At 65.9% G+C, this 14,137-nt stretch carries 13 protein-coding genes; 10 read left to right on the top strand and 3 right to left on the bottom strand.

Translation table 11 applies throughout. The features are described 5' to 3' along the window. The 3 genes from ACVW17_RS33020 to ACVW17_RS33010 all read right to left on the bottom strand — a co-directional run bounded on the left by ACVW17_RS33020 (position 1) and on the right by ACVW17_RS33010 (position 2,142). Entirely contained in the window at positions 1–1,296 is a 1,296-nt protein-coding gene (locus ACVW17_RS33020) for a hypothetical protein (RefSeq protein ID WP_456755769.1), read from the bottom strand. Positions 1,297–1,421: 125 nt separating this feature from the next. Next, positions 1,422–1,685, bottom strand: a complete 264-nt coding sequence (locus tag ACVW17_RS33015; protein ID WP_456755768.1) for a hypothetical protein — start codon at positions 1,683–1,685, stop codon at positions 1,422–1,424. A 124-nt stretch (positions 1,686–1,809) separates the two neighbouring features. Then, the gene (locus tag ACVW17_RS33010) at positions 1,810–2,142 is read right to left on the bottom strand and encodes a hypothetical protein (protein ID WP_456755767.1); all 333 of its coding nucleotides are present in this window, start codon (positions 2,140–2,142) and stop codon (positions 1,810–1,812) included. Positions 2,143–2,370: 228 nt separating this feature from the next. Between ACVW17_RS33010 and ACVW17_RS33005 the strand changes: the two genes are divergently transcribed. The 10 genes from ACVW17_RS33005 to ACVW17_RS32960 all read left to right on the top strand — a co-directional run bounded on the left by ACVW17_RS33005 (position 2,371) and on the right by ACVW17_RS32960 (position 14,097). Further along, positions 2,371–3,555 carry a polysaccharide biosynthesis/export family protein gene (locus tag ACVW17_RS33005; protein WP_456755766.1) on the top strand — a complete coding sequence of 395 codons (1,185 nt, stop codon included), beginning with the start codon at positions 2,371–2,373 and terminating at the stop codon, positions 3,553–3,555. A gap of 31 nt (positions 3,556–3,586) precedes the next feature. Further along, the gene (locus ACVW17_RS33000; RefSeq protein ID WP_456798326.1) at positions 3,587–5,041 is read left to right on the top strand and encodes an O-antigen ligase family protein; all 1,455 of its coding nucleotides are present in this window, start codon (positions 3,587–3,589) and stop codon (positions 5,039–5,041) included. Between the two features lie 152 nt (positions 5,042–5,193). Continuing rightward, positions 5,194–5,778 (top strand): hypothetical protein, encoded by a 585-nt coding sequence (locus tag ACVW17_RS32995; protein WP_456798325.1) that lies wholly within the window; start codon positions 5,194–5,196, stop codon positions 5,776–5,778. Between the two features lie 123 nt (positions 5,779–5,901). After that, positions 5,902–8,175, top strand: coding sequence for a polysaccharide biosynthesis tyrosine autokinase (locus ACVW17_RS32990; RefSeq protein WP_456755763.1), 2,274 nt, complete (start codon positions 5,902–5,904; stop codon positions 8,173–8,175). A 13-nt stretch (positions 8,176–8,188) separates the two neighbouring features. Continuing rightward, on the top strand, positions 8,189–9,001 hold the full coding sequence (locus ACVW17_RS32985; protein ID WP_456755762.1) for a hypothetical protein: 813 nt from the start codon (positions 8,189–8,191) through the stop codon (positions 8,999–9,001). Beyond that, entirely contained in the window at positions 8,998–9,750 is a 753-nt protein-coding gene (locus ACVW17_RS32980) for a class I SAM-dependent methyltransferase (RefSeq protein ID WP_456755761.1), read from the top strand. The genes ACVW17_RS32985 and ACVW17_RS32980 overlap by 4 nt, the downstream gene beginning before the upstream one ends. 3 nt (positions 9,751–9,753) lie before the next feature. Beyond that, positions 9,754–10,869: a glycosyltransferase family 4 protein gene (locus ACVW17_RS32975; protein WP_456755760.1), complete on the top strand. Its 1,116-nt coding sequence runs from the start codon at positions 9,754–9,756 to the stop codon at positions 10,867–10,869. Beyond that, positions 10,866–12,158, top strand: a complete 1,293-nt coding sequence (locus ACVW17_RS32970; RefSeq protein WP_456755759.1) for an O-antigen ligase family protein — start codon at positions 10,866–10,868, stop codon at positions 12,156–12,158. The genes ACVW17_RS32975 and ACVW17_RS32970 overlap by 4 nt, the downstream gene beginning before the upstream one ends. Next, entirely contained in the window at positions 12,155–13,474 is a 1,320-nt protein-coding gene (locus ACVW17_RS32965; protein ID WP_456755758.1) for a polysaccharide transporter, read from the top strand. The genes ACVW17_RS32970 and ACVW17_RS32965 overlap by 4 nt, the downstream gene beginning before the upstream one ends. Further along, complete coding sequence (locus tag ACVW17_RS32960) at positions 13,471–14,097, top strand: class I SAM-dependent methyltransferase (protein WP_456755757.1); 627 nt, start codon at positions 13,471–13,473, stop codon at positions 14,095–14,097. The genes ACVW17_RS32965 and ACVW17_RS32960 overlap by 4 nt, the downstream gene beginning before the upstream one ends. The last annotated feature ends 40 nt before the right edge of the window (positions 14,098–14,137 follow it).

Below are 14,137 nucleotides of genomic sequence, written 5' to 3'. Positions count from 1 at the left end.
CTAGCCCGCCCGCAGCCGTGGACGGCTGATGCGCTGGGCAAGTCCTGTTCCGATCACGGCTCCCAACACGATCACTCCGGGCAACGCCGGCAATTCCGGCAAGGTGAAGGCGGCGAGCGCCAGCGTCAGCAATACGGCCGCGGCCGCCGCGGAATAAGACCAGTCGCGGCCGCGATTGCGCGCGCCGGCCGTGAATGCCGCGATGGCTGCAACCGTAACCGCGAGTAACGTCCAGAACATGGCGGAACCGAACTGCGCGATCAAGGCGGCCGCGCTGGTTGCCACCACCGGCCGCGTGGTTGCGCCTTGCCAGTCCATGTAGGTCGACGCCAGCATCGCCGTGGTGCCGGCGCCGCTGCCGAGCGCGGGCAGGTCGCCGAGCAGATTTAGGGTCGATTGCACGAGCTCGGCCGGCGCCTCCGTGAAGGCAATGGCAAGCGGGACATCCGGATGACGGTTGGCGACCGCCGTCGCCAGTGCGATCAGCGCGATCGCGGCCGCCGCAGCAGCGCTGCTCCAGCGATGCAGATGAAGTTTTCTCGCGGCGAACGTCATCAGCACGAGCGCGATGCCGGCAGCGAGCGCGATCGCGGCGCCGCGACGGCCGTACCAGCAGGCGCAGATGACGCACAGCAGGGTGCTCGCGGCAAGCAGCCAGCGCAGCTGCGCCAACCGCGCCTGCGTGCGGCCATCGCCGTGCCCGCCGCCGCCATCGAGTGCGCGCGCCAGGCCGAGCGGGACGCCGGCGAGAACGACGAGCAAAAAGCCGTTTGCCGTCGCATCGCGCGCGGCGCTGGCCGCGCCGAGCCACGTTTTCAGCGGATCGCTGTCCGATAGCAGGATCAGGCCCGCGACCGCCGCCGTCGCGGCGATGCTGCGAGCCACCCTGTCGGCGCGGCGGGCATCGATCGCGATCGCCGCGGCGGCGATCATCACGGACAGAAATGACAGCCAGACCAGCAGCGCGCCAAGGCTTGCGCCGGTATCGATCGTGACGCTGCCGGTCAGCGATGCGCCGAGCGTCTCGCCGGCGAACTTCCACACCGGATTCGCCAGCGTCTGCAGCGGCAGCATCTGCAGGATGATCCAGAGCATCGGCAGCAGCGCCGCAGCCATCGCCGGGCCGGCGACCGATTTCAGGAACGACAGTTCACCGGGACGGATCGCCGTCAGGCTTGCCAGCAGTCCGAGCGACGTTGCGGCACCGACCAGACCGGTGGCGAGCGATCCGTCGATCAAGCCGAATGGAATCGACGCGCCGATCAGGATGCAGATGAAAGCCGTGACGTTCCACACGAGAAGGGCAAATCCTGAGAAGGTTGTTCCTGCGGAGGATGAGAACGCGAGGCAGCGGGATGCCCCGGGCTTGCCGCGAGGTCAATGGGAATCGGTCGCGCCCAATGAGGCAGCGTTATGCGGCGTTATTGCGGGCGGCGCAGCGCGAGCAGCGGCGTCGAGCTGCGAAACCAGCGCGACCAGACCAGCGGCGCGAAGCTGCTCGCGAGATAGCCGCCTTGCAGCGCCACCATCGCGACGACCATGCACAGCAGGGTCTCTGACCGAGCGCCGCCGATCGCGACGAGCAGCGCGAGCTCCGCAAGCGCCACCGGTGCCAGCGCCAGACAGTGCTGGCGTAGCCCGAGCGCGGCGCCGCCGATCAAATTGCCGAGGAAAACAAATAACATAACCAAACCCTGCGCCCGCATCCTAGCGGGCCGGGTGCTAAGCCGGGGTTAATCCGATGCTCGGAAAACCGTCGGATGCGGCATCTGCGTTCGCAGGCCGGCGGTTATGTTAATCAACTAACATTCAGAACGGGCGGAGGTCGCCATAGCTATAGGCCGCCCAATAATCGCGGCCGCCATACGGCCCGTAGGCGCCGTAGAGCGGGGCGCACGCATAACGGTCGGGACAGCCGTGCCAGCACACCCGCTTCCACTGGCAGATATCGCCGTGACAATATTGCAGCCGCTGGCAATTGCCGCTGACCCGCTCGACGGCGCGCGGGGCTTTATAGACGCTCAATTCGGCGGCAAAAGCGCTCGAGCCGCCAACCAGGAAGGCGACCGTTCCGAAGGAACTTCCGAAGGAAATTCCCAGGGCAATTCCCAAGGCAATCGTCAGGGACTTCATGCGGGCCATCGACCCCTCAATCGGTTAACGCAAACTATCTCATTCACAGATAACTGGAGCATCACACAAAATCAAAGCCGGAGTGACGTCGCGCCGGTCTTTGTCGCACGGCGATGCGCGGGTGTCGCCGAATTGCCGCACCTTGCTAACATTCTTTATCAATTGCACCGCAATATATCGTGGAACCTTGTGATTATGATAATCGGCGTGTTACGGCACGGCCGGAGTAATTTTTGAATGTCGCGTACGAATTTCATTCGGGTGATGTTATTGCTTGCGGCCGCCGGATGGCTCGGCGGTTGCCATTACATGCCGACCAACGGTCCGACCAGTTCTGATGTCCTTGCCGGGCAGAAGGACGCGGAAAGCCTGCCGTATGCGATGGTGAAGATCACGCCGCAGGTCGAGAACGTGCTGGCGTCGTTCGCGCCGCAACTCGCCGGCGGCATCCAGGGCCCGCCGCCCAAGGACATCCATTTCGGCATCGGCGACGTCGTCAGCGTCACGATCTTCGAGGCCGCCGCCGGCGGTCTGTTCATTCCGGTCGAGGCCGGCGTGCGCCCCGGCAACTACATCACGCTGCCGAACCAGAACGTCGATACCGACGGCAACATCTCGGTGCCCTATGCCGGCGCGATCCGCGCCAAGAACCGCACCCCGGCCGAAGTGCAGCGCTCGATCGTCGATGCGCTGAAGAATCGCGCGATCGAGCCGCAGGCCGTGGTCGCCCTGATCGAGCAGCGCACCTCGCTGATCTCCGTGCTCGGCGAGGTCAATACGCCGAACCGCTTCCCCGCCAACGCCGCGGGCGAGCGGGTGCTCGATGCGATCACCCGCGCCGGCGGTCCGAAAGGGCAGGGGTTCGACACCTGGGTGATGCTGGAGCGCGACGGCAAGCGCACCACCGTGCCGTTCGGCCAGCTGGTCTACGAGCCGAAGAGCAACATCTACGCGCATCCCGGCGATACCATCTATGTCTACCGCGAGCCGCAGACCTTCGTCGCCTTCGGCGCCTCGGGCGCGCAGGGCCAATTCAATTTCGAAGCCTGGCGCATCTCGCTCGCCGAAGCGGTCGCCAAGGCGGGCGGTCTGAACGATTCCTCGGCCGATCCGGCCTCGGTGTTCGTCTATCGCGGCGAGCTGCCGGAAGTGGCGGCCAAGCTCGGCGTCGACGTCAGCAAATATTCGGGGCCGATCATCCCGGTCGTCTACAACATCAATTTCCGCGATCCGGCCGGCTATTTCCTGGCCACGCGTTTCCAGTTGCGCAACAAGGACGTGCTCTATGCGTCGAACGCGGCATCCGTCGAGGACGCCAAGTTGATGCAGCAGATCCGCCTTGTCACCGCAACGGCGAACGATCCGATCGTGGCCGCCTACAACGCAACCTTACTTCGTAATTCGATCAAGCTTGCGCCCTGATACTAGGGCGTGAGCCGGCACGGCCGGCTTCATGACACCTGTGCGATTAGCTTCCGGCTCGGGCGAGGCGACGGCATTGCCGTGGCCGGTGCGCTGGTCGTCGTGGCTGTTCTGCGCCGTCGTCGCGCTGGCGCCGCTGCCGCTCGGCTCGATCGGCGCTGTCGCACCGGCGATCTGGTCGATCCTGCTCGGAATCGCACTGCTCGGGGTGCTGCCGATGCGCCTGCGCGGCGGCCAGCTCGCGATCCTCGCGGTGACGGCGCTGTTGACGGCGCTCGCCATGCTGGTGCTGCACGAGCAATCGGCGGTGCGGCCCTGGCTCGGTTCGGCGCCGAACGCGCTGTGGGCGGAGGCCGGCCGATTGCTGCCGGCCGAGCTGCCGCCCGTCGTGGCGATCGCAACCAATCTGCCGTTCTATTCCGCCGGTGTTGCGATCGTCTGCCTGCTCAGTTTCGCCATCGGCGTCGTGCTCGGCGCCAATCGCATCCTGGCGCGCGGCTTGTTGCGGGCGGTGGCGCTCGCCGGCCTCGCCTATGCGATCTGCGGCATCGTCACTTTCGCGATCGATCCCACCCGGATCTATCTGCTGCACGAGAAGCAGGCGCATCTGGAGTGGCTGACCTCGCCGTTCGTCAACCGCAACACCGCCGCCATCTATTATGGGTGTTGTGCCCTGATCTGGCTGCTGTTCGGCTGCGAGCTGATCGAGCGGCATTGGCCGTCGCGCCGGGGCAGCCTGCCACGTCTGTTGGCGCGCTTCGACAGGCCGGCGCGGCGCCGGCTTGCCGGCCATGGGGTCGGCTGGCTCATTTGCCTGCTCGCAATGTTTCTGACCGGATCGCGCGGCGGGGTGGGGATCTCGCTGCTGGCCGCGGTCGTCGGCGCCGCAATCCTGTTTCGCAAGCGGATGCCGCGCCGTTACGGCCTGATCGTCGCGCTCGGCATCGGCAGCCTGGTCGCACTCGCCTTGCTGCAACTGCTCGGCGGCGGCGTCGGCGCGCGCTTCAGCACGATGGGCCTGTCGGACGAGGGACGGTTCTCGACCTACCGTGCGACGCTGCGGATGATCTGGGACCACCCTTGGCTCGGCGCCGGGTTCGGATCCTTCGAATGGGTCTATCCGGCCTATCGCACCGACGACATCTCGCTGCGCGGGACCTGGAACCGGGCGCACAACAGCTGGCTCGAGCTCGCGTCCGACGGCGGAATGTTAATGGCCGGCGCCGTCATGATCGCGCTGCTCGCAGCCTTCGGCGTGCTCGCGCATGGCGTGCGGACGCGCCGCCGCGACGTCATCGTGCCGCTGGCGGCACTCTGCGCGTCGGTTGCCGGTGCGCTGCATTCGATGATCGATTTCTCGCTCCAGATCACCGGCTATGCCGTTGTTATCGCCGCCTTGCTCGGGGCGGGCCTGTCACAATCCTTCCGCTCCGGCCGTGCCCGTGGCGACCGTGACGGCCATGTTACGGCCGGGGCGGCCGGTTAACGTTGATTTCGCGCGTCGTGCCGGGCAGGGGTTTTAATTGGCGCGATAACTCTGACTATGCTAACGAACTGTTAGTATTCGTTAGGGAGATAGAAGTGTTCACATTTGAACGATCCGGCGGTTTTTCCGCCCCGCGCCTGGCGGTTTTTGTGATGTTGGCGCTCGCGGCGCCCGGCGGCGCTGTGATGGCGCAAACGACGGGCGGGCTGGTCCAGCTCTCCCAGGCGGTGACGAGCTTCAAGGCCAATCCGGAGCAGTTGCTGACCCAGTTTCCGAACGCAGGCGTGGAGCTGACCTCGCGGGCACGCGATTTCGCCGTCAACGATCCGACTGCGCTCGATCCGCTGATCGCGCTGCTTGCCAAGGCAAGCAAGGATCAGAAGACCGCGATCGCCGCCGGTCTCGCCCAGGCCGCGCGCATCGTGGTGCGCAGCAACCAGCCCTACGCGACGCGCATCCAGCAGGCGATCGCCGACACCAAGGACCTCGACACCGTGATGGCGTTTGCCGCAGCGTCAGGCGATGCCGGCACCGCAGCGACCGGCGCCGGCGGCGCGGGCAGCGCCGGCGCTTCGGGCGGCCAGACCAGCGCGATCGGCGCCACCGGCGCCGGAGGCGGCACGCTCGAGGCGATCAACGGCAACAGCGTGAATACCGGCATCTTCAGCTTCACCTCGTCGGTCAGCAGTTCGGGCAACACGACGGGCACCACACTCATTTCCACAGTGACTCCCTGAGCGGGCTTGCGGTTGCCGATGGAGAACTCTCTGCAGCAATGCGCTTCGATGTCGGGACGCGTCCCGGCGCTATTGGAGGGCGCGAGGGCAGGATCCATCCTGCCGGCGCGGCGATAGGACGAGATGCTTCAGCGCAACCAGATTCCGCCGACTGTCGATCTGAGAAATCGTCCGGCCGAACTGCCGTCGCTGGCGGAAACCTTCGACGCCTTCGTCACCTATCTGCTGCGGCAGTACTGGGTGATCCTCGGCACCGCCGGGCTTTGCCTGTTCGGCGGCATCTGTTATCTCGCGACGGCGGCGCCGAGCTACACCGCGCTTGCCACGATGATCATCGACACGCGCAAATTCCAGGTGTTCCAGCAGCAGTCGCCGGCGAACGACGTCCCCGTCGATTCCTCCGCGGTCGAGAGCCAGGTCGAAATCCTGAAGTCGGAGAACGTGGCGCTCACGGTGATCCGCGACCTCAAGCTCAACGAGGACCCGGAATTCATCGGCTCCAAGGCCGGCGCGGCGGGAGCGGTGCTGGATTTCGTGACCGGCCTGTTCGCCGGCAGCGCGCCGCCCAACGAGTTCGACCGGACCCGGCGCGCAGTCCGCACCTTCCAGAAGCAGCTCGACGTCCGCCGCCGCGGCATGACCTATGTGATCGAGGTCAGCTTCCGCTCGCTCGATCCGGAGCGCGCGGCGCAGATCGCCAACGCCGTCGCCGATGCCTACATCGTCGACCAGCTCGATTCCAAGTACCAGGCGACCCGCCGCGCCAGCGTCTGGTTGCAGGACCGCATCCAGGAGCTGCGTACGCAGGCATCCAATGCCGAGCGCGCGGTGCTCGACTACAAGAAGACCAACAATATCGTCACTTCCAGCGGCAAGTTGCTCAACGAGCAGCAACTGGGCGAGCTCAACACCCAGCTGCTGCATGTGAAGTCGCAGGTCACCGACGCCAAGGCCAAGCTCGACCGCATCGAGGCGGTCGTGAAGGGCGGCGTTCCCGATGCGACGGTCGCCGATACCCTGAACAACCAGGTCATCACCAAGCTGCGCTCGCAATATCTGGAGCTTGCCAATCGCGAGGCCGACTGGTCGTCGCGTTATGGCTACAATCATCTGGCCGCGGTCAACCTGCGCAACCAGATGCGCGAGATCCAGTCGTCGATTATCGACGAGCTGAAGCGGCTCGCCGAAAGCTACAAGAGCGACTATGCGATCGCCCTGCAGCGCCAGGACGAGATCGAGCGCGCCGTCAACGATTCGGTGTCGCAATCGCAGTCGACCAACCAGGCGCAGGTCACGCTGCGCGAGCTCGAGAGCTCGGCACAGACCTATCGCTCGCTCTATGACAATTTCCTGCAGCGCTACATGGAAAACGTGCAGCAGCAGTCGTTCCCGGTCAGCGAGGCGCGGGTGATCACCCGTGCCTCGCGTCCCCTGAGCAAGAGCCACCCGCAGACCCTGGTCGTGCTGGCGCTCTCGGCGCTCGGCGGCCTGATCGCAGGCCTCGGGCTCGGCGTGCTGCGCGATCTCTACGACCGGGTGTTCCGCACCGCCGAGATGGTCGAGACCATCCTCGACGCCGATTGCGTCGCCATCGTGCCCCGCGTCGCGCCGGGCCAGCTCAAGCCTCCGAGGGCCGGTCGCCCCAATTTGCCAGTCGGCCTGCGCACGATCCAGCGCGGCGACGAGGCGGTGCTGTGGGCGGCGATCGATTCGCCGTTCTCGCGGTTCTCGGAAGCGATCCGCTCGATCAAGGTCAATGCCGACCTCAACGTCACCAAGCCGTCGAAGATCCTCGGTCTGACCTCGGCGCTGCCCAACGAGGGCAAGTCGACGCTGGCCTTCGTGTTCGCGCAACTGGTGGCGCAGAGCGGGGCGCGCGTGCTGCTGATCGATTGCGACCTGCGCAATCCCTCGCTCAGCCGCAAGGTCGCCGCCAGTGCCGAGCGCGGTATCCTCGACGTGCTGTCGAACAATGCGACATTGCAGGAGGTGTTGTGGCGCGATCCGGAGACGGGTCTGGCCTTCCTGCCGGGCGCCACACGGTCGCGCATCGCGCATTCGCACGAGGTGCTGGCTTCCGACCAGATGAAGGATTTCATCGACGGGGTCCGCAGCCAGTATGATTACGTGATCGTCGATTTCCCGCCGTTGACGCCGGTGGTCGATGTCCGCATCACCGCGCACTTCGTCGATTCCTTCATCTTCATCGTGGAATGGGGCAAGACCCAGGTGCAGGTGGTCGAGCGGGCGCTGCGCAGTGCGCGCGCGGTCAACGAGAACCTGCTCGGCGTCGTGCTCAACAAGGCCGACATCGCCGCGATGAGCCGCTACAGCGGCTATGGCGGCAAGAACTACTATTACAACTCGCACTATGGGCGATATGGCTACACCGAGTGAGACACGCGATGCGATGTCCCGGCGTGCCGCCGTCTGGTTCGCGCGCGGCTTGCTGGCCGTGGTCGCGTGCTCGTCGGTCGCCTGGGGCGCGACCACCTTGCCGGACTTTGTCGACCAGATCCGGCTGGATGGCGCCAGCGACCTGATCCTGCGCAACGTCGCGGTCAGCGATGCCGAGCTCGGCGTGCTTGCGCCGGCGCTCTCCCGCGCCGCGGCGCCATCTGATTGCATGCCTGCGAGCGATCGCAGCGCGGCGGTGATCCGGCTGCGGCTCGCCGAGAACGCGCTCGCATCCGGCGACCAGGTCGACGCCCGGATGGGCGAGCTCGATGCGGCGATCCGCAAGTCGCTCGGCTGCGCGCCGGCCGATCCCTATCTCTGGCTGGTGTTGTTCTGGCTTCGTAACACCAGGCAGGGCTTGAGCGACGCCAATTTCGACCTGCTGCGGATGTCCTACCGGCTCGGACCCAATGAGGGCTGGATCGTCGTCAAGCGCAGCGCCATGGCGCTCGCGATGTTCGATGCGCTGCCGCCCGATCTTTCGGTCGAGGTCGTTGCCGAGTTCGCGCGCCTGGTGAAGACGGAGCTCTACACCGAAGCGATCGATCTACTGAAGGGGCCGGGCTGGGTGCACCGGGAAAAGCTGCTGGCCGGCCTTGCCGCCGTTCCGCAGCGCAACGTCGACATCCTGACCAAGACCATGGCCGACATCGGATATGATCTCGACCGCCGCTCGCCGGCAGAGCGGCGCAATCTGGAGCGCAAATCGAACGACCGCCTCGACGAGCTTGCCCGAATGCCGCCCGAAGCGAGGGCTAGGCCATGACCATGGAATTTCTCGTCGGACGACACAACGCGCATTATGAGGGCGTCTATTCCGCGCAGGAGCGCGACTGGCGCCGCGTCTGCGCGGTCGACAAGGCCGATCATATTGCCGGCCTGCTTGGTGCGTCCGCTGCCGGGATCGGCACTGTGCTCGAGGTCGGCTGCGGCACCGGCGCCGTGCTGGCGCGGCTGTCCGCGATCGGTGTCGGCCGCGATTTCACCGGCATCGACGTGATCGATCCCGCGACCAATCTGGAGATCGACGGCGCCGCTTCAGCCCCGTTCCATTGGTCGAGCTATGATGGTGCGACGATCCCGTTCGCCGACCGATCGTTCGACCTGGTCTATGCCAGCCATGTGCTGGAGCACGTGCCCGAGCCGCGCGCATTCCTGCACGAGCTCGCTCGCGTCTCGCGGGACTTCATCTATGTCGAGGTGCCCTGCGAGTTGCACGCGCGGACCAGTCGCGGGGCGCTGCAATCGACGCTCGACATCGGCCACATCAATTTCTACACGCCTGACACCTTTCGGCTGCTGCTGGAGACAGTGGGGCTCAAGGTCAAGGGCTTCGGCACCTGGGACCACAGCCTGCCGGTGCATGCTTTTCATTCGTCGCGGTTGAAGGGGCTGGTGAAGAGCATCGTGCGGAAGTCGCTGTTGTCGGTCGGCCCAGGCCTTGCGACCCGGCTTGCGACTTATCATTGCGGAGCGATCTGCCGGCACGACGCGGCGCCGCCGCGGGACCGTTGAGCCATGGCGCCGCGCGTGGTCGTCTTCAACAACATGATCACACCCTACACCAACCGGCTCTACAACGAGCTGGTTGACGGAGGGCTCGATCTCGCCGTGCTGTCCTGCACCGCGCAGGAGGCCGATCGGTTCTGGGCCGGCTCGTTTACGCCGCGCTATACCACACGCACGGTGCCCGGCGTCTCGATCCCGCTGTCGCGGTCGCGTCACACCCATGTCAATATCGGGATCGGCCGCGCCTTGAACGCGCTTGCGCCCGACGTGCTGTTCGTCAACGGACTCTATCCCTCGATGCTGGCCGGCGCGGCATGGGCGGGCGCCAACGGCAAGGCGCTCGCGCTGACGATCGACGGCTGGCGCGAGACCATGCCCAACACCGCCTATCACCGGCTGGCGCGGCCATGGCTGCTCCGCCAGTGCGACGCGGTGGTCTGCTGCAGCGACAAGGGCAGGGCCTATTTCCGCGAACAGGGCGTGGTCGACGACGATCTGTTCGTGGTGCCGCTGGTGCCGGCATGGGATCCGCCGGCGACGGTGCCCGCCTTCCACGACCGTCCGTTTCATCTGCTCTGGTGCGCCCGCATCAACGACGACGCCAAGAATGCGATCTTCTTCGAGAACGTCGCGATCGCGCTCGGCAAGGTGCTGCCCGGACTCAGTATCCGCGTAGTCGGGTCCGGCGCCGCCGAGGCGCGGATGCTGGCGCGGCTCGGCGATGCCGGCATCGATGTCCGCCACGACAGCTATGTGCCGTGGCAAGCGATCTCGGAAGTCTATCTGCAATCCCGCCTGCTGCTGCTGCCCTCGCTGCTGGAGCCGTGGGGCCTCGTCTGCAACGAGGCGATGCAGTGCGGCGTGCCCTGCCTGGTGTCGCCGCATGTCGGGGCAGGCGGCGAGTTGGTGCGCGATGGCGACAACGGCCATGTTTGCGCTCTCGACGAACAGATGTGGGTCGATGCGGCGCGCGGCCTGCTCGAACATCCCGCACGCTGGGAAACGATGTCGCAGCGAGCCCGGCAAAGCGTGCGACGCGATGCGCTTGCCGACGCCGCGGCCCGCTTCAGCGCTGCGGTCGATCATCTCTCGCGGGCGCCGGCCCGGCAGGAGGCCGCGCCATGATCGGCCGATGGTGGTGGCGGACCGATGTGTTCCTGCACGCCTATCTGGTGATGGTGCTCGGCTGTATCTATTTCCTGTTCAATTTCATCGAGGGCATCTCGTTCGCGGAACGGGCCGGCGAATCCACGCTGTTCCGCGGCGCGTGGCTGCTGCTCTACATTCTCCTGATGCTGCATATTGCAGTCGACCGGAAGCGCTTCGGCCTGCTGATGCTGCAATCGCACCTTTATCTGACGTTTATGGCCTTCGCGCTGGTGTCGCTCATGCTGAGCGCCGATCCCGCCGGCTCGTCAGTCAAGTTCGCGATGTATCTGTTGACCACGATGTTCTCGGCCTGGGTCGTGATCAGCTGTCCGGTCGACCGTCTGGTCGACACCTTGTTCCGGATCGGGATCGTGGTCCTGATCGTTCACGTCGTGCTGTTTCCGGTGCTCGGCTCGCAATGGGATTACGACCCGCTGCATCGGCCGACGGTGCTCGGCACCCAGGCCTATGCCGGCGTGTTCGGCCACAAGAATCTCGCAGGCGCGTTCTTCGGCCTGATGGTGCTGATCTGCTTCGTGCGCATGCTGGCGGGGCCGCGCAAGCAATTCGGCTGGTCGCTGTTGCTGATGGGCTGCCATCTGTTTGCGCTCGCGGCGGCCGGCGCCGCAGGACCTTTGATCAGCATGCTGACGGCGCTTGCCGTCACGTTCGGGCTGCTGCTGGTGGCGCTCGGGCACAGGGGCGCCGCGGCGATCTACTGGCTTGGCCTCGCCTTCGTGGCGCTTGTCGTGTTCGCGGTGCCGAGCGACGAGTTGTATGGGCTGGTCGGCCGCAGCGGAAATCTGACCGGCCGCTCGTTCCTCTGGTCGGTGTGGCCGCATTTCTTCTGGCAACACCCCTGGCTCGGCTACGGCTTCTCCGGATTCTTCAACGAGCTGCCGAACTCGCCCGCGACCGAACTGACCAACATGGCGCCGTGGAATACCGAGTTCGGCTCGTTCGAAAATTCCTATCTCGACGCCTTCCTGCAGTTCGGTCTGCTCGGCGGCGTGTTCTACATCCTGCTGCTGGGGCGCGCATTGTGGAACACCATCGTCTTCACTTTCGAGCGGCGAGGAATGTACTGGCTGGCGCCGTTCGCGATGCTGCTGTTCGTCGTGGTCGCCTCCGCCAACGATTCGAGCCAGCTGCTGCACAATTATTTCGGCTGCGTGCTGGTGTTCTGGTGCTATTTCGGGCCGGAGGCGAGGCTGCAAACGGTGCCGCGGCGGGCGTTCACCAGATTGCGTGTGAGTGAGGCGTGAGTGCGTTGACCGACAGGTTGGATCGCGCGGCGGGCCAGTCCCGGGTTGCCGCCGCCGTGAGCGGATCGGTCCGCCGGCTGCGGCGAGCCGGCGGCAATGTCGCGCTCGGCCTGGTCGATCAGGCACTGCTCAGCGGCGCCGCCTTCGTGCTGACGATCGTGCTCGCCAATGTGCTCGACATCAATTCGTTCGGCCGGTTCAGCGTCGCCTGGTCGTTCTCGATCCTGATCGAGGCCGTGTTCCTGCGCGGCCTGTTCGACGACGGCTTGCCGGCGACCGCGCATCGCATCCCGAAATCGTTGTGGCCGCAGCTCCGGCTCGGCCTCTATCTGTCGTCGCTGCTGATCTCGGGTTCGCTCGGCTTGCTGCTGGTGATCGCAGGCCTGGTGATTGCCGCGATCGGCAGCGAAGCGGGCGGGCTCGTGGTTGCAACCGGGCTCGCGATCCCGGCGGTTCGGCTGCAAAGCATGTTCCGCCGCATCTGTTATCTCGACGGGCGGCTGCCGCGCGCGGTGGCGTCCTCGCTGACCTATTGCGTGGCGCTGGTCGCCTCGGCCGGGCTGATGATCGCGCTCAAGCTGACCGGCGCGGCCGCAGCGATGGGGTGTATCGCGATCTCGGCCGCGATCTCGGCGAGCCTGCTGCTGGCCCACACCAACGAGCTGGCCTGGCCGCAGGCAAGAATCTTCCGCGGGTCGCTGCGGCGGTTGTTCCGGAACGGCCGCTGGTTCGTCGCGACCTCGCTCACCTACTGGATCGGCAGCATCGGGCTGATCCCGGTGTGTGGTATCCTGATCGGGCTCGACGCCAGTGCATCGCTGCGCATCTTGCTGCTGGTGTTCGCACCGCTCAGCCAGTTCTGCGCGACGATGTTCTCGGTCCGCCTGCCGGAGATCGCATCCGAGCTGCGCGCCGGCCGGCGCAGCGCCGTTGCCGCGGCCGCGCGTGAAAATGCCTTGCTGCTCGGATCGATCGCCGCGGCCTATGGCACGGCGATCGTGCTGCTCGGCCAGCGCATCCTCGCGCTCGTCATCCATGGGCAGACCTATCAGATCGGCACCGGAAGCCTCGCCTTGATGGGCGCTGCGATGGCGCTCGATGCGGTGTGGCTCGGCCTCGCATTGCCGCTGTTTGCGACTGGCAAGCCGCAGCGGTTCATGCTGAGCCGGATCGCCGGCCTCGTCGCGCTGTGCTGCGTGCTGCCGTTCGCGGCCGGCGCGTGGGGGGTAACGGGTGCGGTTGCGGCGATGGTGGCCTCCAGCGCGGCGTCGGTGATTACGGTCGTGCTGACCAATTCGGCGCGGGAGCGGATATGACGAACGACGCATCGGGCCGCGCGCTCTCGAAGTTGCATATCGGCGCCTTCAATTGCGGCATCGAGGGCTGGATCAACACCGACATCACGATGCATCTGTGGATCGCGCGCCTGCCGTTCGCGGCGAAAGCGCTGCATCTCGCCGGCCTGCTGAACGATGCCCGCTATGCCGAACATCAGCAGGGCAAGTTTGCGGGACTCCGCCATATGGATTTGACGAAGCCGCTGCCGTTTGCAGATGGCAGCCTCACGGCGGTGTTCAGTGCGCATGTGTTCGAGCATCTGTTTCCCGACGAGGTCGCGCGGCTGGCGCGCGAGATCGTGCGGGTGCTGGCGCCGGGCGGGGTATGCCGCATCGTCGTCCCCGACATGGAACGGATCGTCGCGCTGTACGATCCGGCGGCGCCGCAGGCCTTCCTCAAGGGCGTGTTCGAGATCGAACGCCGCAAGGAGGTGGCCTTCGCGCATCACTGGGGTTTTACCCGCGCGTCGCTCGCGACGCTGTTCTGCGACGCCGGGTGCTCGGAGACCCACATAAGGGCCTATCGCGAGGGCATTTGTCCCGATATCGACCGGCTCGACAACCGGCCGGACGAGTCGATCTTCTTCGAGGCCATCAAGTGAGCGGGAAAGATCGCATGCGTCGTGCTGGATCGGTGCGACC

This window comes from Bradyrhizobium sp. USDA 4473 (assembly GCF_054063335.1).
This window is presented reverse-complemented; position numbering and strand designations above follow the sequence as displayed.